Here is a 25,164-nt window from a genome sequence, read left to right as displayed (position 1 = left end):
CTTTTTATAGTTTTATTTCCGGCTTTCCCTTATCTAACTGTCAGTCACTATTTGACAACGATCTTCTTTACTGTTGAGTATGAACTCTTATATGTTGTCTTACCTGACTTGTTAAATGCACGCACCTTGAAGTAATATGTCTTGCCTTTCTTCAGGCCTTTCTTGGTGTATGAAGTAGTTCCTGCCTTTCTTATAGTTGCAACAGCCTTATACGTGCCACGCTTTGATGTTGACATGTATACGATGTAACCTGTTGCTCCCTTGGCTCTCTTCCATGCAATTTTCGCCTGCTTGACTCCGGCCTTCGCTGATACAACAGGTGTTGCAGGAAGTGTAAATCCTGATACATATGTTCCGGCATTCTCTACGATTGCCTTTCCATCCTTCTTGTATGCCACAACTCTGTACTTATACGTTGTTCCGGCACTGAGCTTTGAGCTTACAAATACGACCTTTGACTTGCTTGTGATGGTCTTGATCTTGACTGCTCTGTTGCCGCGGTATCTGTAAACTATGTATCCATCAGCGTTGTTTACCTTGCTCCATTTCATCGTTATCGATGCATTGCTTCTGGCACTGATCTTAAGATTCTTGACTGCCGATGGCGTTGTCATGATCCTTGCCGTAGCATCCTCACCAACGAGCTCCTTGCTGCCGACCTTCTTGTATGCAACTACCTTGAATGTGTAAGCTGTACTTCCAGTCAGACCGTTTACATTATAAGCTGTCTTTGATGTCGAACCAAGATATTTGTAATTGTCCTTTGATACAAGTCTGTATACCTTGTAGCCTGTAGCTCCCTTAACTGTATTCCACTTGAGCGCTATCGACTTCTCTGCCCTGCTGCTGAATGAAATACTTGAAACCTTAGCTGGCTTTGTTGCTGCATTTATGACTGTCTTCTCGCTATACAGTGTCTTGCCTGACGACTTCACATATGCTGATACCGCTAACTTGTAATCAGTTCCCGCGGCCAGACCTGTGATATTGCTGCTTGTGCCCGTCACTGTTGCAACCTTCACATATGTCTTCTTACCTGTATCATATCTGTACACCTCATATCCCTGGGCATATGCACTGCTGCTCCATGATAGCTTCAGTGATGTTGTTGTCTCACCGCTTGCCGCAAGGTTCTTCACCTTTGCAGGAAGGATGTTGAATGTAACCTTCTTTGTTCCGTAGAAGTTGTTAAGTCCTGTGATCGTAACACTTGCAACACCCGGCTTCACGTTGTTGCTGTACTCAACCGTGTACTCCTTTGGATTTATCACTGTTCTGCCGATCTTAACTGTAACCACCGGCTTGATCGCTGATCCTGTGTAGGTCTTGTCTGCTATCGCTGATACGGTTGCCTTTGATATGTCAAATGCCTTGATCCTGAACTGCTTTGTAACGCTTCCCTTGTAGTCGCCCATGAACTTCACAGTGACTGAAGCCTTACTTGTTCTCGTCATGGTGATTCCGCTGTTGTTCTGGTATGTGATCGTGTAATCTCTGCCTTCCTTCAGCACATTTGTTCCCCATGTTATCGTGACATTATCAAACTTAAATGCTGTGCCCTTGTATATAACCTCGGACTCAATTCCGTTTATAACAGCCGTGTTGCTTATATCTGCCTTGCTTATCACAAAGCTCTTCTTTACAGAATCTGTGTAGTTGCCTGCACCTGTTATTGTTATGACTGCTGTTCCTACATGAACATTGTTCTCGTACTTCACAGTATAGTCCGTTCCCTGGCTGAGCTTCTGTCCATCCAGTTCAACTTCAATATCCTGTGTTATTGCATTACCTGTGAATACCTTTCCTGTAATACCCTTGATCTCAGCTCCAGCGATACTCTTCTTTGTAATTGCAAAGTATCTTGTCACTGAATCCTTGTAGTTGCCCTTACCGGTCACAACCACCTTTGCGCGTCCTGTCACATCTGTGTTCATATCGAAGCTGAGTATGTAGTCAACTCCCTCTGTCAGCTCCACATCACCATTCTTTACCTTTACAACAGGTATGAGCTGGTTTCCTGTGTACTCGATCGATGTGCTGCACTCAACTGTACAGTTCTTGATACTTCTTGCTGTTATCTCAAATGTACCTGTTGTCTCTCCGGTGTAGTTGCCCTTTCCTGTTATGCTTACCTCTGCGGTTCCGACCTCAGTGTTGTTACTGTAAGCCACTGTGTAATCCGCTGCTGATAACACAACACCGTTGACTGTCACTGTAACGGCTGGAGTTACCGGCTTTCCTGTGTATTCCGTATCCTCTGCCACAACTACTGCATTATCGATTGATGCCGCTGTTATGGCAAATGTTGCTGTCACACTTCCTGTGTAATTAGACCGGCTTCCTGCTGTAGCTGTAACCGTTGCTGTTCCAACGTTTACATTTGAAGCATATCTCACTATGAAGCCCGCGATATCTTCATCGTCAAGCACAAATGCTCCGTCACTGCTGTTAATAGCTGTAACTGATGGAGTGAGTGCCTTTCCGGTGTATGTCATGCTGCTCTTTGAAAGCTCTGCTACATAACCTGTTACGTCTCTCTTGACGATCTCGAAAGTTGCCGTCTTAGAACTTACGTAGTCTCCATATCCTGTGATCGTCACTGTGGCAGTTCCAACATTATAGTTATTGATGTATGAAACCTTGTAATCAGTTCCCTGTACAAGCGTCTTGCCACCGTATGTAACATTTACCGCAGGTGTGATATTCTTCTTTGCAAACTCCTGATCAGGTATTGCACTGATCTTGGCTCCGCTTATATTTACAGGATCCTTTGTAATGGTAAATTCTCTCTCCACAGTTCCTGTGTAGCTTCTCTTACCTGTTACTGTTGCCTTTGCCGACTGTCCGCCTGCTGTAGGCTCAATATTATTGCTGTACTCGATCTCGTAGTCAACACCCTCTACAAGCACCAGATCTCCATATGTAATTGTGAGCTCCGGCTCTATCTTCTTGCCTGTGTAAATCTGACCCTCGATCTCGCTCACATGACAGTCTGCAAGATTTCTTCTTGTTATAGCAAAGTATCTGTTAACACTTCCTGTGTAGTTGCCAATACCTGTGATGGTAACACTTGCCTTGTCCGTCACGTTCTTATTTCCACTGTATGATACAGTGTAGTCTCTTCCTGCCACAAGTACATCGTCGCCGTATGTTACCTTAAGTCCGGCAAATGTTATTGCCTTTCCTGTGTAGGTTACGCTGTCTTTTATACCTGTTATATCTGCATCTGCAATATCTGCACCGCCAATAGCAAACAGCTTGCTGGCAGTTCCTGAATAATTGCCCTTTCCTGTTATCACCGCAACTGCTGCCGTTGTCACCTCGACATTGTTCTTGTAGCTTACGGTGTAATCCCTGCCTGCCACAAGCTCTCTCTGTCCGTCAACAACCGTGAGCTTTGGTGTAACCGCATTACCGGTATAATTCTGTCTGTCGATGTCCTTTATCTCTGCAAGAGATATGTCTCTAGCTGCGATATCGAATTTCTCAACCGCCGTTCCAGTGTAGTTGCCTATACCTGTGATGGTAACGCCTGCCTTATCTGTGTCTGTTGTGACATTCACATTGTCACTGTATGAAACTGTAAAGTCTCTGTCCTCCACAAGAGCTGTTCCGCCAAGTGAAACTGTAACTGCAGGTGTAAGTGGATCTCCTGTGTATCTTGCCGATGCCACCGTAATGTCTGCATCTGCAAGATTTCTGGCACTTATCTTAAATCTTGCTGTGGTGCTTCCACTGTAGTTACCCATACCTGTGATGGTGAGCACTGCACTGTCTGTCACGTTCACATTGTTGCTGTAGTCTGCTCTGTAGTCGCGTCCCTCAACAAGTGTCCTGCCTCCGAGTGTAACTGTGTGATCCGGAGTTACAGCTTCACCCGTATAAACTCCGTTTCCAACCTTTACTGAAGCATTGTCGACTGAAGCACCTACTATTGCAAATGTCTTGCTGACACTTCCTGTGAAGCCTTCACCCTCAAGTGCCTTTATAGTAACCTTACCTGTTCCAACATTTGTATTTGACGAGTAGCTGATCTCAAGGTTGTCAAAATCAGTAACTGTCACTGTCTTTCCAGCTCTCTTCACTGTAAATGAATTGATCACCGGTTTTACTGCTGTTCCTGTATACATATACTCGGATGCATCAAGAGCTATCTGTCCATCACTTATATCGACCGGATTGATGTTAAACTTAGCCGATAAAGATCCGGTATTTGAATTGATACCTCTAACTGTTACGGTTGCCACACCCTCATCGATGTTGTCCACATATACGAGTGCGTAATCCTCGCCGTATACAAGTGTCTTTCCACCAAATGTAACTGTCACATCCGGTGTGAGCGGCTGGCCGAAGTTGTAAAGCTGATCACTGATCTTGCTTATCACAGCCTTGGATATATCCACAAGATTCTTAGATATCGTGAAGTTCACTGTTATGCTTCCTGTGTAGTTACCAGATCCTGTGATCTTGATCTCAGCCTTCGAGCTGGCCGTTGTCTCATTTATGTTGTTGCTGTACTCTGTCTTGTAATCTGTTCCAGACACGAGAACCTGTGTTCCGTCTCTCACTGTGACCTCAGGTGTTACAGCCTTTCCTGTGTGTACCTGTCCGCCAATCGCATCGACTCTACACTTGCTTATGTCCTTAGCTGTGATCTTGAATGTTCTGCTCAGCTCTCCGCTGTAATTGCCGATACCTGTTATCACAACCTCCGCACTGTCTGTCACGTTTACATTGTTCTTATACTCTACTGTGTAATCCTCATCCTCGGACAGTTTCTTTCCGACCAGTGTCACAACGATCTCGCCAAATGTTATGGCCTTTCCTGTGTATTCTGTGCCGGCTGGTATACCTGATACCTCTGCGTCCTCAAGAGTGAGACTCTTTATACTGAAGTTCTTCTCTACAGTTCCCTTGTAATTGCCCTTACCGGTTACGATAAGCTTGGCTGAATCTGAAACCTCTATGTTGTTCTCATATGTCACAGTGTAGTCCGTTCCTGCAACAAGCTGTACTCCATCGAGTGTCACCTTTGCATCCGGTCTGATCTCACTGCCGCTGTACATCTGATCCAGTATATCATTGATCTTCGCCTCATTGATCGCCTTTGGCTCAATGTCGAATGTAGCAGTCACAGTGCCCTTATAGTTTCCTGTTCCCTTGACGGTCACAGTCGCCTTTGACTTTGCTGTCGTAGCGTTCACATTGTTGCTGTAAGAAACAACATAATCAATGTCTGCATTTAATATCTCATCATCGAGAGTTACTGTCACAGCCGGTGTAAGTGGCTTTCCAGTGTAAACTGATGACTGGACATTCACATCTGCCTTGCTCAGATCCTTTGCAGTTATCGCAAAGTATGCGACAACTGTTCCCTTGTAGTTTCCTGTACCGGTCACTGTGAGGATGGCTGCTGTTCCAACATTTACATTGTTGCTGAACACCACATTGAAATCTGTTCCCGCAGTGAGTTTCTTGCCATCAAGTGTCACTGTATATGCAGGCTTTACTGCACTTCCTGTGTACACATGGTCTTCCACATCAACTACAGCCTGTGCGATATCCACCTCTGTGATCTCAAACTTCTTTGTCACAGATCCTGTAAATCCGCTTCCCTGTGCTGCCTTTATAACCGCACCAGCAGTTCCGACATTTGTATTGTCCGTGTATGTCACATCAAATGCTGTCATAGATGTCACTGCCGTCGCCTTGCCATCCCTGCTTACTGTTATCATCTTAACTGCAGGTCTGATCTCTGATCCCGTGTACTCAAATGAGTCATTCTCAAGTACAACCTCAGCAGTTGTTATATCTACTGGCTTTATGGCAAATGTTGTGCTCACCGAGCCTGTGTTCTTGTTGATACCATTTGCCTGTATCGTCGCCGTACCTTCATTGATATTGTCGATGTATACAAGCTCGTAGTCCACATCCTGTGTCAATGTCTTGCCGCCATATGTAAGTGTAACCTCTGGTCTTATGGCATTTCCAAAGTTGTAATACTGGTCATCGACCTTGCTCATTACAGCCTTTGATATATCCACAACCTCCTGTGTGATGGTGAATACCGCACTGTTGCTGCCTCTGTAGTTGCCCTTACCTGTTATGGTGACCTCAGCACTGTCTGTCACATCTGTGTTGTTGCTGTAAGTAATGTCATAATCCTTTCCGGTCTCCAGTATCCTTGCGCCATCTCTGACTGTGATCTCAGGCTCAACCGCCTTACCTGTGTATATCTGTCCGCCAATCGGATCAATGCTGCATCTGCCGATATTCTTAGCTGTTATGGCAAATGCTGTTCTAACCTGTCCGCCGTAGTTTCCTGTGCCCTTTATGATCACATATGCAGGATTCTTCTCATCTGTAACGTTCAGGTTGTTCTCGTAGCTTACTGTGTAGTCCGTACCGTTCACAAGTGTCCTGCCGTTTACTACAACTGCTATATCTGCAAATTCAATGGCATCTCCTGTAAATACTACCGCATCCTGGATTCCACTTATCTCTGCATTGTCTATGCTGTATGCCTTTATAGCAAATGTTCTGGTCACTGATCCCTTGTAGCTTCCTCTACCTGAGATAATAGCGCTGGCCTTGTCTGTAACCGAATCGTTGTTCTCGTATGCCACTGTGTAATCAGTGCCCTCTGAGAGAACATTGTTGCCATTTACAATTCTCAGTTCAGGTTTTACTGCCTGACCGCCGTATGTCTGATCTGGTATCTCCGGTATGTCAAGCTTTGATATATCCATAGGAGTTATAGAGAACTCTCCTTGGACTGTTCCTGTGTAGTTGCCTGTTCCTGTCACTGTCACAACAGCCTTTGCTGTGTCAGATGTGACATTCACATTGTCGCTGTAGCTGAGCTTATAGTCAGTTTCCTGAACAAGAGTCTTTCCATCAAGGACTACACTGACTGTTGTCGTAACTGCGCTTCCTGTGTATTCAGCATCATCGGCCTTTACCTCAGCCTGTGATATCCTCTTAGGAGTTATGCTGAACTTCTGTGAGAGCTTTCCGGTGTAATTTCCGGTTCCCTCTATAGTAACCAGTGCATTGTCAGTAACATTCACATTGCCTGAAACTGTTACCTTGTAGTCAACGCCCTCTGCAAGAGTCTTTCCTCCAAGAACTACTCTGCATACAGGAGTGATCGCGCTTCCCATATATACTGCACTGTCAACGCTGACCTCTGCCTGCTCTATTGAAGCTGCAACGATCCTGAAGGATGTGCTTGTGCTTCCTGTATAGCTCTGGCCTTCGCCTGCGGCGATCTTAACTGTAGCCGTACCGACATTTACATTGTCTGTACATGTGATCTCAAATCCTGCGAGATCTGTGAGTACCTTCTTAACTCCATTTCTTGTGACTGTTATCGATTCTACATCTGCTGTTACCGCATCTCCTGTGAAACCATATGAATCCTTCACAAGTGCGATCTCTGCAGTTGTTATATCTATAGGAAGGATCTTGAATGTCTTACTTACCTCGCCCTTATTCTGGTCGATTCCCTTCACTGTAGCTGTAGCCGTACCGGCCTCAATGTTATCAGTGTAGGTTACGCTGTAATCAACATTCTCTGTAAGCTTTCTTCCTCCAAGATTTACACTGAGTGCAGGTGTGAGCTCCTCACCGAAGTTGTAATACTGATCTGCGATATCACTTATCACCGCATTTGAAATGTCGAGCACTTCCTTTGCGATGGTGAACTCTGCTGTAAGCTGTCCGGTGTAGTTGCCCTTACCTTCTATAACTGCCTTGGCATTCTTGCCCACCTCGATATTATCACTGTAAGATACCGTGTAGTCTCTTCCATTTTCGAGTACCTTTGATCCATCTCTTACTGTAACCTCAGGGGTGATCTCCCTGCCTGTATATGTCTGTCCTCCGATGGCATCGACCTTGCACTTCTCAAGACTTCTTGGGGTTATGCTGAAGGCTGTTCTTATCTGTCCACCGTAGTTGTCGTTACCCTTTATGATAACGTATGCCATGCTGTCCTCAGTGGTTGCATTGACATTGTTCTCATAACTTACTGTGTAATCTGTTCCATATACAAGTGTCTTTCCATTCATCACAACTGTTATGTCCTTAAAGGTTATGCTGTCACCTGTATATTCTGCGCTCTCAGGTATTCCTGTCACAACCGCCGGTGCTATGCTTGCTCCGCATATCTCAAACAGCTTTGTAACGGTTCCCTGATAGTTACCCTTACCTTTGACTACTGCTCTCGCCTCTGTAGTCTTGTCTGTATTGTTGCTGTATGTTACATCGTAATCTCTTCCCGCAACAAGAACTGTGTCTCCGTTTCTTACGACCACCACTGGCTCTATCGCCTCGCCGGTGTATTCCTGAGCATCAATGCTGTCAACATCGGCTGCTGTAAGAGTCTTTGCCGTGATGTCAAAGTAAACTGTGAGCTTTCCTGTGTAGTTGCCCATGGCCTTGATGATCGCTGATGCCTTCTTCTCAGCCGTTGTGACATCTATGTTGTCTGCGTATGTAACTGTGTAGTCCTCACCCTTGGTCAGAGTCTTGCCTCCAACCTCAAGAACTACATCAGGTGTCAGCGCAGATCCTATATATACCTGAGCCGGTATGCTGCACTTTCCGCCGTCTATGCTCTTTGCACTGATCTCAAATGTCTGGCTCAGTACGCCCTCATAATTACCGCATCCGGTGATCTTTAACAGAGCGTCCTCTCCTGCCTCTACATTGTTTTCAGCCGATACCGTGTAATCCACGCCGGCTGTCAGCACCTTATCTCCCAGAGTTACCTTTACATCCGGTATAACCTCTGATCCGGTGTACTCAGCATCTGCCACGCTCACGACCGCACCGCTTATGCTCTTTCTTGTGATAGTAAATGTAGTTGATGCAGTTCCGGTGTAGTTCGTATCCTTTCCTGCACTTACAGTAACCTTTGCCGTTCCGGCATCTGTATTGTCACTGTATTCCACAGCGAATGAAGAGAGATCTGTGATACTCTCAGTCACACCACCATTAGGAACGCCAAGTCTTGTCACTGCAGGTGTAATCGCCTCACCTGTGTAGGTGAATGATGTTCCCCTGAGAACTACTGACGCCTTTGATATATCTGCCGGCTTTATGACAAATGTCTTTGTAACTGACTTGTTGTAATCACCTGTACCTATGATCTTTACAGTTGCAGTTCCCGCATCAATATTATCGGTATAAGTCACTGTATAGTCGGTGTTAAGTGTGAGTGCCTTTCCTCCAAAGCTTACCTTGACTTCAGGGGTTATGGCCTGTCCGAATGTATATGTCTGATCCGGAATAGCCTCTATCTCAGCCTTTGATATATCTGTAAATACTCTTCCTATAACGAATTCCTTCGTTACCTTTCCTGTGTAGTTGCCCTTTCCTGTGATTATAGCCTTAGCCTTTGTTGTCTCTGTAGTCTCATTTATATTCGACTCATATGTGACATCATAGTCAACGTCGCTCACAAGAAGAACATTACCATTTCTTATCGTTACTTCCGGCTCTATGGCCTTTCCTGTGTATACCTGGCTTTCAATCTCCTCGACATCACATTCCCTGAGATCCTTTGCCGTAATCACAAAGTGTACATCCTTGCTTCCGGTGTAATTGCCTGTACCTGTTACTGTAAAGTATGTACCATCCTCTGTTGTGACTGCCTTGTTGCCTGTGTATGTGATCCTATAATCAATTCCCTCTGTGAGGATCTCGCTTCCATCGGCAACTATAATATCTGCAAATGTCACATCAGCACCTGTGTAAGCCACAGACTCACTGTATCCGCTAATGACGACTCCTGTAAGTGACTTAGGTACTATCGCAAATGTTGTTCTGAGGGTTCCTACATAGTTGCCCTTTCCTGTGATAACCACCTGTGCAGGTGCATCCTTTGTCGTAACATCTGTGTTTCCTGTGTATTCAGCCTCATAGTCAACACCGGCTTTCAGTGTTGTTCCATCAGCCATGCTTACTGTCACTGCCGGGGTGATAGGACTTCCGGTATATGTCTGATCACTGATCTTATACGCAACTGCACTTGAAATGTCTGCTGCAGCTATTCTAAAGGTCTTTGTGATAGTGTCTTTATAATTGCCGGTTCCCTTTACTATAACGTTTGCCGTGCCGACATTGACATTCTTCTCATAGGTAACTGTGTAATCCACACCATTTGTCAGAAGCTTGTCTCCAAGTGTTACTTCCACATCAGGAGTGAGCTCCTTACCTGTGTAGATCTGATCTGCGACTTCCACATCGGCATCAGTGATCGTTCTCTCTGTTATAGCAAACTCTGCACTGACGGTGCCCTTATAATTGCCACTTCCTGTAATCTTTACAGTACCCTTGCCTACGTTTGTGTTACTGCTGTAGCTCAGAGTGTAATCCCTGCCCTCTGTCAGAACCACTGTACCAAGTGTTACCCTGACAGCCGGGGTAAGAGGTGTTCCCTGATATACCGCATCGTCTACCTCAACTGCTGCGCCTGACAGATCTGCCTCTGTTATGGCAAACTCACCTGTCACGCTGCCCTTGTAGTTGGTGTTGCTCTTTGCTGATACGCTGATGGACGCTGTTCCTACATTGACATTGCTGCCAAAGCTTATGTCAAAGCTGTCCATATCAGTTATCATCACATCTCCAAACTCTATGCCTGTAACCTCAGGCTTCTGGCTCTTTCCTGTGTACACAAAGCTTTCCTGATCTATAACCACACGGCCTGCTGATATGTCCGCAGGGTTGATGGCGAAGCTTACTCTCTTTGTCTTGGAGTAATACTTTGTTCCGGTTATGATCACATATGCTGTTCCAGCATTTATATTGTTCTCATATGTTAAGGTGTAATCTGTATTCTCTTTCAGTGTAATTCCGTTATACATAACAGTGACTGAAGGAGTTACAGCCTTGCCAAAAGCATATGTCTGCGCCGGTATAGCCGACACTGTAGCACCGCTTATATCCACAACGCTTCTTGTTATCGAGAAGTAGATAACTGCAGTTCCCGTATAGTTGCCAATACCGGTGATCTCTGCCTTCGCCTCATCCGTCTCGTCTATATTGTTGCTGTATGTAACTTCATAATCTGTTCCGGCCTTCAGAGTAACGCTGCCATTCTTTATGGTGAGCGCCGGCTCTATGGCCTTACCTGTCCATGTCTGTCCCTGGATCGGGCTGATGTCGCAATTTGCTATATCTGCCTTTGTTATCTTGAAGGCTGCAGTCTTCTCACCGCTGTAATTGCCTGCTCCGATGAATCTGATAGTCGCTGTTCCGATCTCCTGATTATCAGTGTACTCAACTACATAGTCCTGATTCTCTACAAGCTTTGTATCTCCACGTGTGAGCTCATATCCTGTGAGGACTATGCTCTCACCGGTATACTCTACACTCTCAGGTATTCCTGTTATGACTGCATCTGCAAAGTCTGCCTTTGTTATCTCAAACTCAGCCACACACTGACCTGTGTAATTTCCACGGCCTGTGATAGTTGCCTTTGCCTTTCTTGAGTCTGTTGTAACACTTACATTGTCGCTGTATGTGACGTCATAATCACTGCCCTCTGTCAGAACTATCTCTCCGTTCTTGACTGTAACCTTTGGACTGTGGGCTGTTCCATCGTATACAACAGACGCTATAGGTGAGACCACGCACTTGCTTATATCCATTGCGGATATAGTGAATGTCTCTGATGCTGTTCCTGTGTAATTGTGTTTACCTGTTATCGTCACTGTGGCTGTACCCTTATCGGTATTTCCACTGTAGTCAACATCATACTCGGTGTCTGCGATCTGCTTTCCACCTAATGTAACTGTTATCTCCGGTGTAAGCGGAGCTCCAGTATACACCTGATCTGCAACAGTTATCTTTGCTGCACTTATGGATCTTGCTGCGATCTTGAAGGTCGTCTTAACTGTTCCGGCATAGTTGCCCATACCCTTCACAGTAACCGTTGCTGTTCCGGCATCGGTATTGTCAGCATATCCCACTGTGTAATCTGTTCCCTCTATAAGCTTTGTCTGTCCCAGATATACTGTCACTGCCGGCTTGAGTGCAGCACCTGTGTATGTCTGATCGGCAACCGTGAGCTGGGCATCTGTGATGTCTGCCGCAGTGATCGCAAATTTGCCTGTAACTGTTCCCTTATAGTTTGAACTGCTTCTGGCTGTGAGAGCTATCTCTCCACTGCCTACATTTATATTGTTGCTGTATGTCACGTCAAAATCTGTGCCAGGCTCTATGCTGCCGCCAGCCAGAGTGATTCCTGTCACTACAGGCTTGATCTCGCTTCCGGTATATCCGTAAGCATCCTTCTCAAGCTCAAGGACTCCTCCTGTCACATCGAGCTGTTCGATAGTAAATGATGTCTCTACGACTCCATGATACTCTCCGGCTCCTGTCACGATTATGTATGCCTTTCCGGCATTCACATTGCTCTGATAGCTTACTGTATACGCATCCTCTGGAAGCACCTCTCCATCCAGTGTAACTGATATAGCCGGTGTAATCTGCTTGCCATAGTTATATACAAATGGTCCCTTGTCTGTTATCGAGATGACCGCAGGTGTTATATCTATAACTCTCTCTGCTATCATAAATGTCTTCTGTACAGATCCGGTGTAGTTGCCCTTTCCTTTGACAACCGCCTTTGCCGGCTTGTCTGCTGTTGACACCTCAATATTGTCGCTGTATACGACATCATAATCCGTGCCCTTCACAAGAGTTCTGCTGCCATCCTTGACTGTTATGTCAGGTGTAAGTGCCTTTCCTGTGTGGGTCTGTCCCGGAATATCGCTGACTGTACAATCCTCTATGCTCTTTGCTGTGATAGTGAATGTCCAGCTTGCTTTTCCTGTATAATTACCCTTTCCACTGAAGATGATATTCGCCTTGCTGCTGGCAGTAGATACATTCAGATTGTTGACATATTCAGTCTCGTAGTCCACACCATTTACAAGCTTAACACCGTCCACAGTGAGCACAGCCTGATCAAATGTAATAGCCTTTCCTGTGTATACGACTGAACTATCCACGCCGTCTATCTCTGCATCTGTTATATCCTTCTGTCCAATTGTAAATTCTACACGTCTTGTTGTACTGCTGTCATAGTTACCCTTACCTCTGACTGTAACTGCAGCCTTTGAATCTGTGGTCGATGCATTGACATTATTCTCATAGTCGACAGTGTAATCTGTTCCCTCTGTGAGAACCGCATCTCCATCCTTAACTGTTATATCCTGTGTTATCTCAGATCCGGTGTATGTCTTATCTGCCACACCTGCAACCGTAATGCCCTCAGCATTTATACTTCTCGCGTTTATGACAAATGTGCCGTCAAGCTCTCCGGTATAGTTGCCCTTGCCTTTGATCTTGAATTTACCGGTTCCTGCATTTGTAACTTCGCCTTCTACATACTCTACTGTATAATCCTGGCCCTCCACAAGTGTCTCGTCTCCAAGTACGACTGTGATCTTCGTGGTGAGCGGCTTACCTGTATAGCTCTGTGCCTGAGCACTTACCTTTGCTCCCGTGAGCGACTTCGCACCGATAGTAAAGAGAAGCTTTACCTCTCCTGTATAGTTACCTGTACCTGTCACCATCACGCTTGCCTTATCGGAACACTCCACATTGCTGTCGTAGCTGAGTGTATAGTCGACATCCTTCTTGAGAATGACATTTCCACTTCTGACAACCGGCTCAGGAGTTATCTCAGATCCGGTATAGCTGAACTCTGTCTGCTCAAGGCTTGCCCAGCTCTCCTCTATCTTCGCTGCAGTTATTGTCGCTGCGATATCAAAGCTTCCTGTAAAGTTACAGTCAGCCTTTGCAGTAACTGTTATTGTTCCTGTTCCAACATTTATCAGGTTCTTCTGTGTTACAGTGAAATCTGACATGTCCGTCACAGTGTACTTCTTGCCATCAACTGTGATGTCAAAGCTCTCCACTGTAAATGTCGTTCCAGCCGGTGTGTACACCGCTGAATAAGTCTTAGATGCCACTGCCTTTGCAATAGACAATGGAAGTATCTTGAATGTCTTCTCGACAGTTCCTGAATATCCCTGTACGGCGATACCTGTAACTGTCATTGTCGCAGTTCCGACATTCACATTGTTTGTATAAGTTACCGTATAGCAGTCAGCGTCAAGCTTCACGCCATCCACTGTGACTGTTGCAGCCGGCTCTATCTTATCTCCCATGTGGTATGTTTGATCTGCTATATCAGCAACATCCGCATCTGTTATCTTGACGATCTTCTTGGCAATATCAAATGTTGCCTTCACAGATCCCTTATAGTTGCCTGTTCCACTTATATCAGCAACAGCCTTTGACTCGGTTGTTGTGACATTGATATTGTTGCTGTATGCAACGGTATAATCCGTTCCCTTTACAAGAGTGTTTGCACCGTCAGCGACAGTCACTTCAGGCTCAACAGCCTTTCCTGTATAGATCTGTGCGCTGATCGGCTGAACTGTGCAATCTGCTATATCCTTCTGCTCGATCACGAACTGAACTATCTTCTCACCGGTGTAATTGCCCTTACCTGTGATAAGTATCTCTGCCTTGCTGTCAGTTGTGGAAGCATTTCTGTTATTTGTATATTTCACTGTGTAGTCAGCAGCAGTGAGCTTTCTGCCCGACACTGTAACTGCCAGTCCTGCAAATGTTATATCTGCGCCAGTGTATACCACACTGTCCTCAACGCCTGTTACAACTGCCTTGCTGACTGATGCAGAAACAATATTGAACTCAATCTTCTTTGTTCCGCTGTATACGCCCTTACCAGTTATGGTTATCGACGCCTTAGCTGAAGCCGTGCTGACATTCTCATTATTATCATATGAAGATACAACATAGTCCTCACCCTCAACAAGCTCGGTGCCATCGTAGCTGACTGTTATATCCGGTGTTATCGCTGAGCCTGTGTATGTCTGGTCAGCTATATCAGCCACATCGGCTCCGGCAATATCTATAGCCTTTATCTCGAAGCTTCCTGTAGCGGTTCCATCGAAATTGCCATCCTCCAGAGCTGTTACCGTGATCTTAGCTGTACCAACATTGATATTGTTGGCATACTCAACGCTATAACTTCCTGAAGGCACTGCCATTCCGTCCTTGCATGTAACTGTCACCGCAGGAGTCTGTGCCTTACCTGTGTATGTCACACTTGAAGCTGAAACTGTTGCACCTGTAATACTCTTCTTGTATATTACAAATTTCTGTGTGAGCTCTCCTGTATAGCTGCTGTCCGCCTTTGGAGTGATGGTCACACTTCCATTTCCAACATTTGTATTCTCACCGTATGTGACATTGAAATCATCAAATGATGTTATTCTGTTGACGGTTCCAACCTTCACAGCCACAAGTGATGGCTTGATAGCAGTACCGCTATATTCAAATGTGTCGCCTGATATGATCAGTGTATCACCTGATATGTCATACTTGGCAATCTTGAACGTGTATTCCTTTGTTCCCTTGTACTTGCCCACACCTGTTATGACAAGTGTTGCGGTACCGACCTCATAGTTGTCCTTGAAGGTATATGTATAATCACCGTTTGATCCGGCTGTCATCTCCTCGCCGTCATAGCTCAGAGTAAAGCTTGGTCTGACCGCCATGCCAAAGTTGTATGACTGATCCTCAAGTCCCGTCAAAGTGATCTTGTCACTTGTGCTTATGTCTATAAATTCCTTAGTAATATTGAAGTATTTGATGATCTGACCTGTGTAATGATCACCACAGCCTGTTATGGTCACTGACGCTTTTCCGGCATCCGTGTTGTCTGCATACTCTACTGTGTAATCCTCATTCTCAACAAGCTTGATCTCACCGTTGTATATATTGATCTCAGGTGTTATAGCTGAGCCTGTCCACAACTGATCCGCTATAGCATCCATCTGACAGTTATACACAGCTCTCTTCTCTATCTCGAAACGTATAACCTTCTGTCCTGTGTAATTTCCTATACCGGTTACAGTGATCGAAGCCTTCTCTCCTGAACCTGTTACCTCTATATTATTCACATACTCAACAGTATAGTCCTTGTCTCTCTCCAGCTTGATAATTTCACCATTAACGTATCTGGTTACATTTATCACCGGTTCGATGGCCATACCTGTGTACATCTGTGACTGGTCGGCCTGGGTTATTCCCATTCCGCTTGAAGATGAAATTATTGAAACAGGTGTTATCTTGAAATACTTGACGATCTCGCCTGTATAATTATCATTTGCAGCCTTTATTACGACCTTGGCCTCATCTGTCACATCCGTGTTATTGCTGTACTCTACCGTATAGTCTACATCCTGCTCCAGCTCAACACTGCCATTCTTGATGGTGACTGCCGGCTCTAATGCCTCTCCTGTGTACTGGCTGTCGGATATATCTTTGACATCGCAGTCCTCAAGAGGCTTAGGTAAAATGTTGAACTCAAGAACCTTAGTTCCGCTGTATGAGCCCATTCCTTCTATAGTAATAGTAGAAGTTCCTACCTTGTCATTGTTCTTTCTGTCGGTGACTGTGAAGTCTGTTCCCTCCTTCAGAACATAACTGCCATTCTTAATGGTAAGCTCCGGCTTCACCTCGCCGCCGTTATAATACTGGTCAGGTATATCCTCATATGTGAGTTTGCCCATATCACCTGACGGAGCAACTATAGTGATCTGGAATGACTTTGAACCGGAATAATATACCGATGCTGACATGGCAATGACTGTCCATGTTCCGGTCTCCTTGTAGCTGAACGGGAAGGTGTAGTTAACTCCCTCAACCAATGTCATTCCGTTGTATGTAATTGTTATATCCGGCTTTATGTTCTCTCCGGTATATTCATAACTGGACTTATTCACAGTCAGCTTTACATCGGCATCTGAGAATGACTTTGCAAGTATGTTAAATGATTTGTACACAGTACCCGCATAGTCTCCCATACCTGTAAATGTAACCTTACCATTGTTGGTTCCCGGCACGATATTCTCGCCGTAAGCAACAGAGTAATCGGTTCCCTCCACAAGTGTCTTGCCGTCGTATGTCAATGTCACATCCGGCTTCAACTGTGCTCCGGTATATGTCATCGATGATATCGTGGAAAATTCCACATCATTCATGCTGATCTTAGATGTCTTTATCGCAAATGTACCTACACATGTTCCCTGGAAATTGCCGAGACCCTTGATCATGACTCTGGCTGAATTTCCGATCTCCACATTGTTCTCATAACCTGATATCTCGTAGTCAACGCCCTCCACAAGATCCGTATTGCTGAATGTGACCTTTGACAGGGTTGTGGTCACCTCAGAACCTGTGTACTCGGCGTCATCGGCAGTTATTACAGCTTTGGATATATCCGCTGCAACAATCTGGAACTCACATGGAACAGTTCCAGTGTAATTTCCAATACCTACTATATTAAACTTATGTGTTCCTACATTGTAATCCTTGGCATTCCAATACTCACTGAAGTCATATGAGAAATCCTTGGATAACTTAAGTGTAGTTCCAAGTTCCCTATCCTTGACAGAAATATTCTGTGGAGAAACCTGTATCGTTATGTTGTTTGCGGTGTTGAACACTGCATCATCAAATGTTACAGAGAGATTTTCCGTGCTCCTAGGCTTGATGGTGAAGTTCACCGTCTTTGAACCCACATATGAACCAAGTCCTGATATAGTCAGTGATGGCTTAGATGTGGATGTGGATGCATTTGTATTGTTGGTGTAGTATGACACCTTATAATCCTTGCCCTCGACAAGTGTCGTGCCCTTATACTTAACCACCGGACTTGGAGTCTTGGCAGTTCCGTCATATACAAGGTCGTCATCCACCGTAACGTCAGCGTCTGCTATGCTGTATACCTCAGTTCCCTGATCCACGATCTGGAAAGTCTTGGTGACAGTTCCCTTGAATCTGGTAGGTGCTCCTGTTATTGTGACAGTCGCCGTTCCAACATCTGTATTGTTGGTATACTCAACCTTGTACTCATAGTCATTTGCACCCCACTCGTCTATGCTGTGCAGATACTTGTTGTTGGTCTTGTCCAGTATCTTAACAGCCGGCTTTATAGGTTTTCCTGTATATACAAATGTATCACCCTCCAGTGATATCTCCTGATCACTGAGGTTTGCAGCGCTGATTCCGTAGTATATGTAATACTCTCCGTCGCTACCGATCTTATAATTGCTGTTCTTTGCAGCGGACACTACAATTCTGGGGCCATCCCCAAGTGGATCCTCCACTACCTCTGACTCCTCGTCATTGTTGTAATAATCCACAACATAGTCAGTTCCTTCTGTGAGGAAATATCCTGATGATGTATTCGCTGTCTTTACATATATCTGCGGCCATACACCACCAGCCTGATATGTGTAAATTTTATTTTTGCAATTTTTATGCTGGTTCGCTTTCTCTTTTCCATCTATATAGAAAAGTGCAGTCGAAGTTATACTCTTTGCCTTTATAGTAAAGGTACATGTAAGAGTACCGCTGCAGTTCATGTCTGCATTACCTCTGACCGTAACTGTTGCCGTACCAACATTAACATTGTTACTGTATTCTACAGTATAATAATCTGACGACAGCTTCGTGTCGTTGGTCGTATCTCCAATCTTCTTTACCACCAGCTCTGACGAAGTGAGCGTCCATGGTTTTCCCGAATACGTCTTACCGGATGTCACCGTTGTATAACAATAATATCCGTCCGCATTCAGATCTATGGCATCATCCGCCGCCAGCGTGGCAACAGAATCCCCCACATCACTCTGCTTCTCCGCATCACTGGCCGTCGCCACATTCTGTGACTGTGCCGCCAGCACCTGCGCAATCCCTCCGATCGCAATATCACTCTGGAACAATACGGACAATGCCATAATGAATGCCATGAGAAATGCGATCATTCGTCTGCCATAACTTCTTCTCATAAATTACTCCCTGCCTTTCTTGATATGTACATTTGCGGAATAACCAGTATAAGTGTCTGGAAACCCCATTTATATACAATTTTACCAAAAATCAATATGTTATTCAATGTGCTTTATGAAATAATCACTTGACTTTCTAAACATAAAAAAGAACTTTTGCACATATATATGCAAAAGTTCTTTTTTTATATACACTATATATTATTTTCTTATCTTTCTCACTGATACAACCACAAGTGCCGCCGCTACGATTCCGGTAAATATGTATATTGGAAGTCTGTCTCCTGTCTGTGGTGCCTTTCCTGCCTGTGATACACCCGCAGTCTGAGGATCATCATCATCCGGTATATCTATGTCATCCTTGACAAACACTGCAAGCTGTCCATCCGATGGGAATTCTGCCAGAAGAACTCCGCTCTCTACGCTGAATGGGATCTTGGTCCATTCTCCGTCATCCGGAAGAAATCTCACCTGAACTGTCATATCACTGGTGATGGCCGCTCCTCTGATCTTTGTCGTCTCTATCTCAGAATAATCATAATCATTCACCGCTGTAACTGAGAACACTGCAAGAGTTGAATATCCATCCAATGATTTATCTCCAAGCACCTCCGATGGTGCATCTCCAAGCATGAGATTGTCAATATCCGCTATAGTTGTATCCGCCTCGGATATGAGAATGTGTGTCGAATCTGTCTCATAATCATTCTCCGGGCTGTTATTCGCAAATGCCGTAGTTCCGCAGCCTAATGTTATCGTCACCGCTGCAAGCCAGGCTGCCACTTTTCTCTTAAATGAAGCTGCCTTCCCCAATCTTGTTGTCATAACCTTCACTCCTTGTCTCCCTGATGTCCTTCTCCTGACATCATACTTTGTTCCAAAGTATACCATCATAAAAAGAGAGCGTCAATTGTGCAAAACTCCCTTTTTTATCTGGCATCCGCTTCTATTTCCCCTGTGAGTACCGACTGCACGATCCATCTTTTTCCATCCATTCCACAACATGTAGAAAGAGTCAGCAGTCTGCTGTCAACATCTATTTTTTGGTCATTTTGCACAACCCCAGTATCAAAATTCTCGTCAAATATTCCATCTATGTACGACCGTCTGCCTTTTTTGTCAGAGAAATCATTGTATGTGAATATATGTCTGTCATTTGTCCTGTATGCAGCAAACACCGTATAACACAGTGTACTGTTTGGTGTGTATACATACACATTCCTGTTGTTTCTGAGGAATTCCTCATCCTCATAATTGTGCAGAGTCTTGAACATAGTTCCACTGGACATGTTGTGTCCATACATGACCGTATCAAAATCCGAAAATTCTCTGGAATTTGCAGAGTCTATGAAGATTGCTCCATCAGGGCTGTACTCCCCATATGCATCATGGCTCAGATAATAGCTGTTGTCACTGCCCTGCAGTACCGCATAATCGACATCTGTTCCAGGTATGTATATCCACGCACATATATCCTGATTCTTTTTCTGAAGTTCATCAAAGTCCACCTTCACATGCGGGAATATCACATCATCAATTCCTGCATCCTGCTTGGACGAGGCATAGCTCTCCGTAGCTCCATCTGTTCCATAATCCACATACTCCCTGAGTGCCCGGTTTGCACGGTTGCTCCGGTTATGTGCAAACGCATATCTCACGATCAGGCAGATGCACACCAGCAAAACCACCGATGATACCCCCAAGACTACCTTCCATAAGAGCTTCTTACGCTCTCCTCCCGGTTCGGTCATCACTGCCTCTGTCTCAGGACTGTCGGTATTTCCATTTTCTGCGTGACTTTCCCGCTCATTGTCCTCGACAACGGATTGCGCGAGCGCCACCGCCTCTGCAATTTTTCTTTCTAATTCTTCCTGTCTATCATCGTTCTGCATACAGGCATTACTCCACTTCTCTGTAGAACATTTGGACAAGCTGCTCCTTTAACGCCGCATCGTCAACAATATATTCATCATAATAATTCTCTCTCTCATATGAACCCGGGAGCTCATACATTCCGTCATCAGTAAACTCCGCCCCGGCAAATTTCCACGCCAGATACAGCATCCCGGTTCTGGATATGTCTGTTGATATATTTCCCGACATCTGTTCATACATATCCCATATCTTCAGGGGATTTCTCTTAAGCTTTTCCTTTAGCAGGCCGCACCATGCACACATGTACTGCTTCTGCCTGTCCATACGGGCGGCATTTGTTCCTATATCCTCCGAGGCACTGTTGCGCTCCGTCACATAATATACCGCCTGCTCCCCCGACAGTGTCACTGTCTCGCCCTGGCGTATATCTGCTCTGTCCAGATCCTCCATGGCTTTCACCGTCACTCCGCCGACAAGCTCGTTCATCTTGCTGATCCCATCAAAGTCAAGCGTCACATATGCATGTATCGGAAGTCCGTCAAGCAGTTCTGATACCGTATATTCCGTGAGTTCCGCACCGTCAGCCACATCACTGCCATATGAAAATGCCAGTGCTGCCTGAAGATTCTGGGTCGTGATATATTTGCCCGCAACACCAAATACCTTGACAGGTGCCAGAGTATCCCTGTTGATATTCAGGCATCTTATCGTCTTGTCCCTGACATTGAGTGTGACAAGTATCAGGGCATCCCCCTGTCCCACGGTGTCAGCCTCTCCTCTGGCATCCACACCGATACACAGTATATTAATGTTGTCTTCATCATACATGTAACTGTGACCTTCATACAGCATTTCAGCATCCCTGGATCTTTGTCCTCTGAGGGAGCTTCTGCCCGCATGAAGATATGCCGCACATACCAGGATCACCGCCACAACTATAGCCAGAACAGCCACGGCTGCTATGAGTAATTTTTTCTTAACTTTACTGTTACTTTTCATGTTCATGTTCTCAAAAAGCGGCACGGAAACTTCCGTGCCGCTCTTGTTCTTATCTTATATGCCTGACGAACTGCAATGCATCAATATTTCTTATCGATTATGCATACAGTGGATACTTCTCTACAATGCTCTTTACAAGCTGCTCAGCCTTTGCCTTATCATTGTCAAGGACTGCTGCCTTTATGGCGTCTGCTATGATCTCCATGTCAGCCTCATTTGCACCTCTTGTGGTAACGGCTGGTGTACCAAGTCTTATTCCACTTGTTACAAATGGTGACTTAGGGTCGTTTGGAACAGTGTTCTTGTTTGCTGTGATATGAACCTCGTCAAGAAGCTTCTCAACTTCCTTACCTGTAAGTCCAAGTCTCTTGAGATCCATGAGCATCAGATGATTGTCTGTTCCGCCTGATACAATATCAAATCCTCTTGCCATGAGTGCCTTTGCAAGTGCTGCCGCATTCTTGACAACCTGCTCCTGATATGCCTTGAACTCAGGTGTAAGAGCCTCCTTGAAGCATACTGCCTTACCGGCTATCACATGCATGAGAGGACCGCCCTGGATTCCTGGGAATACTGCCTTGTTGAAATTGAACTTCTCATTTATCTCGTTGCTGCACATGATCATACCACCACGAGGTCCGCGGAGAGTCTTGTGTGTTGTGGTTGTTGTCACATGGGCATATGGGATTGGGCTCATGTGAAGTCCTGCTGCCACAAGTCCGGCGATGTGAGCCATATCGACCATAAGATATGCTCCAACCTCATCAGCGATCTCTCTGAATCTCTTGAAATCAATAGCTCTGGCATATGCTGAAGCTCCTGCTACGATAAGCTTTGGCTTGCACTCCTTTGCGATCTCGAGAACTCTGTCATAATCTATAAATCCGTCATCGTTTACACCGTATGGCACGCAGTGGAAATACTTTCCAGACATGTTGACCGGTGAACCGTGGGTGAGATGTCCGCCGTGATCAAGATTCATTCCCATAAATGTATCGCCAGGATTAAGTATTGCGAAGAATACTGCCATGTTTGCCTGTGCTCCTGAGTGTGGCTGTACATTCACATACTCACAGCCAAACAACTCCTTGGCTCTCTCTCGCGCAAGGTCCTCAACAACATCCACATACTGACATCCACCGTAATATCTCTTACCAGGATATCCCTCTGCATACTTGTTGGTGAGATGGCTGCCCATGGCTGCCATAACCGCCTTTGATACTATATTCTCGGAAGCTATGAGCTCCAGATTGTTATTCTGTCTGTTGAACTCGTCTGTCATTGCTGCCGCTACTTCTGGATCTACCTTTGTTATCTCGTCAAAACTGAACATCGAATTTACCTCCATCAAAAATTTGTTCCTATTATACTCATATATATCACTGTTTTTCAACAGTAAAATTTAACATGTCCTTGTACTGGCCATACTCGTACTCATCATAAAAATATTCCTCAGGTCTTGCGGATATTCCAAGCTCGTCATACCATTCGCCGAGAAGCTTCTCTCTGAGCTTTGTCTTTGTTGGCTCCGCCAGCGTGTTGTAGTTCCACAGGCTGAAGTGAAGAGCGTAATTTATATAGTCCTTCTCTATCTCTGTGTACAGACCGTGATCCTTCAGCATCTGTCTGAGTGCCAGCAGCATGTGATAGAAGTTATCCCACGACTTCTCTCTGGTCTTGGACAGCGAATCCCGGGTATCCACTCTTCTGTGGATGAGTATCTCACTTACTGTACATATGCGCTCCGCCAGCACCAGCGCGCTAAACACGAACAGCGCATCATTTGTGGTTCTCTGCTCCTGGAATTTCAGATCATTCTTCATCACAAATTCCCTGAGATACAGCTTATCCCACGCCCATCCCACAAATGCTCTGAATATATTTGTGGATATCTGTCTGCGGTTAAACGGCTCATACGGTGGAAGTGCCCACTCTATCATGGCCCACTTCTCATATACATACTCCTCAGTATCCATGTTGTACTGGTCTGATTTGTAGATGACTATCTCCGCCTGCTCCTCCTCGGCTCTGCGGAAAGCCTTCTCTACCATCTCAGGCTCGTATAAATCGTCGCAGTCGAGAAACAGTATATATTTTCCTGTTGCCTCCTGCATTCCGCGGTTTCTTGCCGCACCCGCTCCGGCATTCTTCTCTCTTATAAGTACGATCCTGTCATCCTTCTGCGCATACTGTTCTATGATCTGCGACGAATTATCGGTGGATCCATCGTCAACGCATATTATCTGTATATTTCTAAGGGTCTGTCCGGTTATCATGTCCAGACATCCCTCTATGTAACTCTCCGCATTGTATACTGTCAACACAATCGATACATCAATCACTGATACACCCCCTCCATCTCATCTGTTAGTTTCTATGCAAAAGCTTCTTTACAGCCTTCTTCAGTGTCACCGGAACAAACATCACAGCCTTGCCCACACGGAACGTGGTTGATGTCTCATAGTTGATCCGCTGAGCTTCCATCTCTCTTCTGAGTTCATCATTTTCTCTGTGACTCGCATCCAGCTCTTCAGCGCGTCGCCCCAGTTCATTATTAAGGTCAAATATCTTTTTGCTGTAGACTACCTTGCCGAGATAATATCTCTTGAGAAATCCCGGATCCTTAGCAAGAACATAAAGCCCTGTCTTCTCCTCCTGGCTGAACAGCTCCTGGTCAAGCTCATCAAGTTCCATGCTCCTGTGGAAATCAACAGCCATACGCTCAGCAAACTGCCAGCCCGCATCCTCTGTCATCCAGTGAAGCATCTCGTAGTAACATCTCCATCTCTGAAGAGTGTAATATCCCTTCCACTTCTCCCACACAGACCAGTCCTGCATGAGATGATCCTTTATGCGGTCGTAGGTTATATTGACCGTGTACGCCGCATCCACATCGTCTATCCACACTGTGTCTATCTCAACTCTGTCACACATGTCACAGGCTACAAACATCGCCCTATCAGCATGTGCAAATGCCATCCACAATATATACAGATCAGGAAACAGACCCTGCTGATGTGCCTCCTCTCCGTCGCAGTATGTGTCCAGAAAGCTTCTGCTGTAAAGCCCCGCGCACACATGCCGTATCGCTATCGATATCTCAGGAGACGATGCCAGGCTCATAACCACTTCCCGCTGGACACTGTCATCCATTCTGTCATCAAACACTCCGATAAATTCCAGTTTTCCCTGCCTAGCCCTTTCTGCCAAATGCTTCACAGCCTCCTCCGAAACAGCCACGCATGGTCTCGCCAGAAAAACATAATCGCCAAGATCTATCTTTTTTAAGCTTACATTCTCTGTACTCACTCCCTGCCCTCCTCATGTAAATTTCAAATAATATACCGAACATTTTTCACCAGCGCCAATTATACCATTAATTTCA

7 protein-coding genes are annotated in these 25,164 nt (G+C 45.3%); all 7 read right to left on the bottom strand.

Annotated features, from left to right (window positions below; translation table 11 throughout):
- Positions 1-47 precede the first annotated feature (47 nt).
- Positions 48-18,905 (bottom strand): fibronectin type III domain-containing protein, encoded by an 18,858-nt coding sequence (locus DWW60_RS11620; protein ID WP_117875428.1) that lies wholly within the window; start codon positions 18,903-18,905, stop codon positions 48-50.
- A 201-nt stretch (positions 18,906-19,106) separates the two neighbouring features.
- Positions 19,107-19,730, bottom strand: a complete 624-nt coding sequence (locus DWW60_RS11615) for a hypothetical protein (protein ID WP_117875434.1) — start codon at positions 19,728-19,730, stop codon at positions 19,107-19,109.
- Between the two features lie 104 nt (positions 19,731-19,834).
- Positions 19,835-20,797, bottom strand: a complete 963-nt coding sequence (gene srtB, locus DWW60_RS11610) for a class B sortase (protein WP_117875427.1) — start codon at positions 20,795-20,797, stop codon at positions 19,835-19,837.
- A 7-nt stretch (positions 20,798-20,804) separates the two neighbouring features.
- The gene (locus tag DWW60_RS11605; protein ID WP_158565910.1) at positions 20,805-21,779 is read right to left on the bottom strand and encodes an LCP family protein; all 975 of its coding nucleotides are present in this window, start codon (positions 21,777-21,779) and stop codon (positions 20,805-20,807) included.
- Between the two features lie 97 nt (positions 21,780-21,876).
- A complete protein-coding gene (gene glyA, locus DWW60_RS11600; RefSeq protein ID WP_015533968.1) occupies positions 21,877-23,112 on the bottom strand; it encodes a serine hydroxymethyltransferase in 1,236 nt (411 codons plus the stop codon).
- 46 nt (positions 23,113-23,158) lie between these two features.
- Positions 23,159-24,121, bottom strand: coding sequence for a glycosyltransferase family 2 protein (locus DWW60_RS11595; RefSeq protein ID WP_117875425.1), 963 nt, complete (start codon positions 24,119-24,121; stop codon positions 23,159-23,161).
- 25 nt (positions 24,122-24,146) lie between these two features.
- Positions 24,147-25,088 carry a hypothetical protein gene (locus DWW60_RS11590; RefSeq protein WP_117875424.1) on the bottom strand — a complete coding sequence of 314 codons (942 nt, stop codon included), beginning with the start codon at positions 25,086-25,088 and terminating at the stop codon, positions 24,147-24,149.
- Positions 25,089-25,164: the final 76 nt, after the last annotated feature.

The organism is Coprococcus sp. AF16-22, from assembly GCF_003461545.1.
Classification (GTDB): domain Bacteria; phylum Bacillota; class Clostridia; order Lachnospirales; family Lachnospiraceae; genus Coprococcus; species Coprococcus aceti.
Note: the sequence above shows the minus strand (reverse complement) of the source record. Positions and strands in the feature narration are given on the sequence as shown.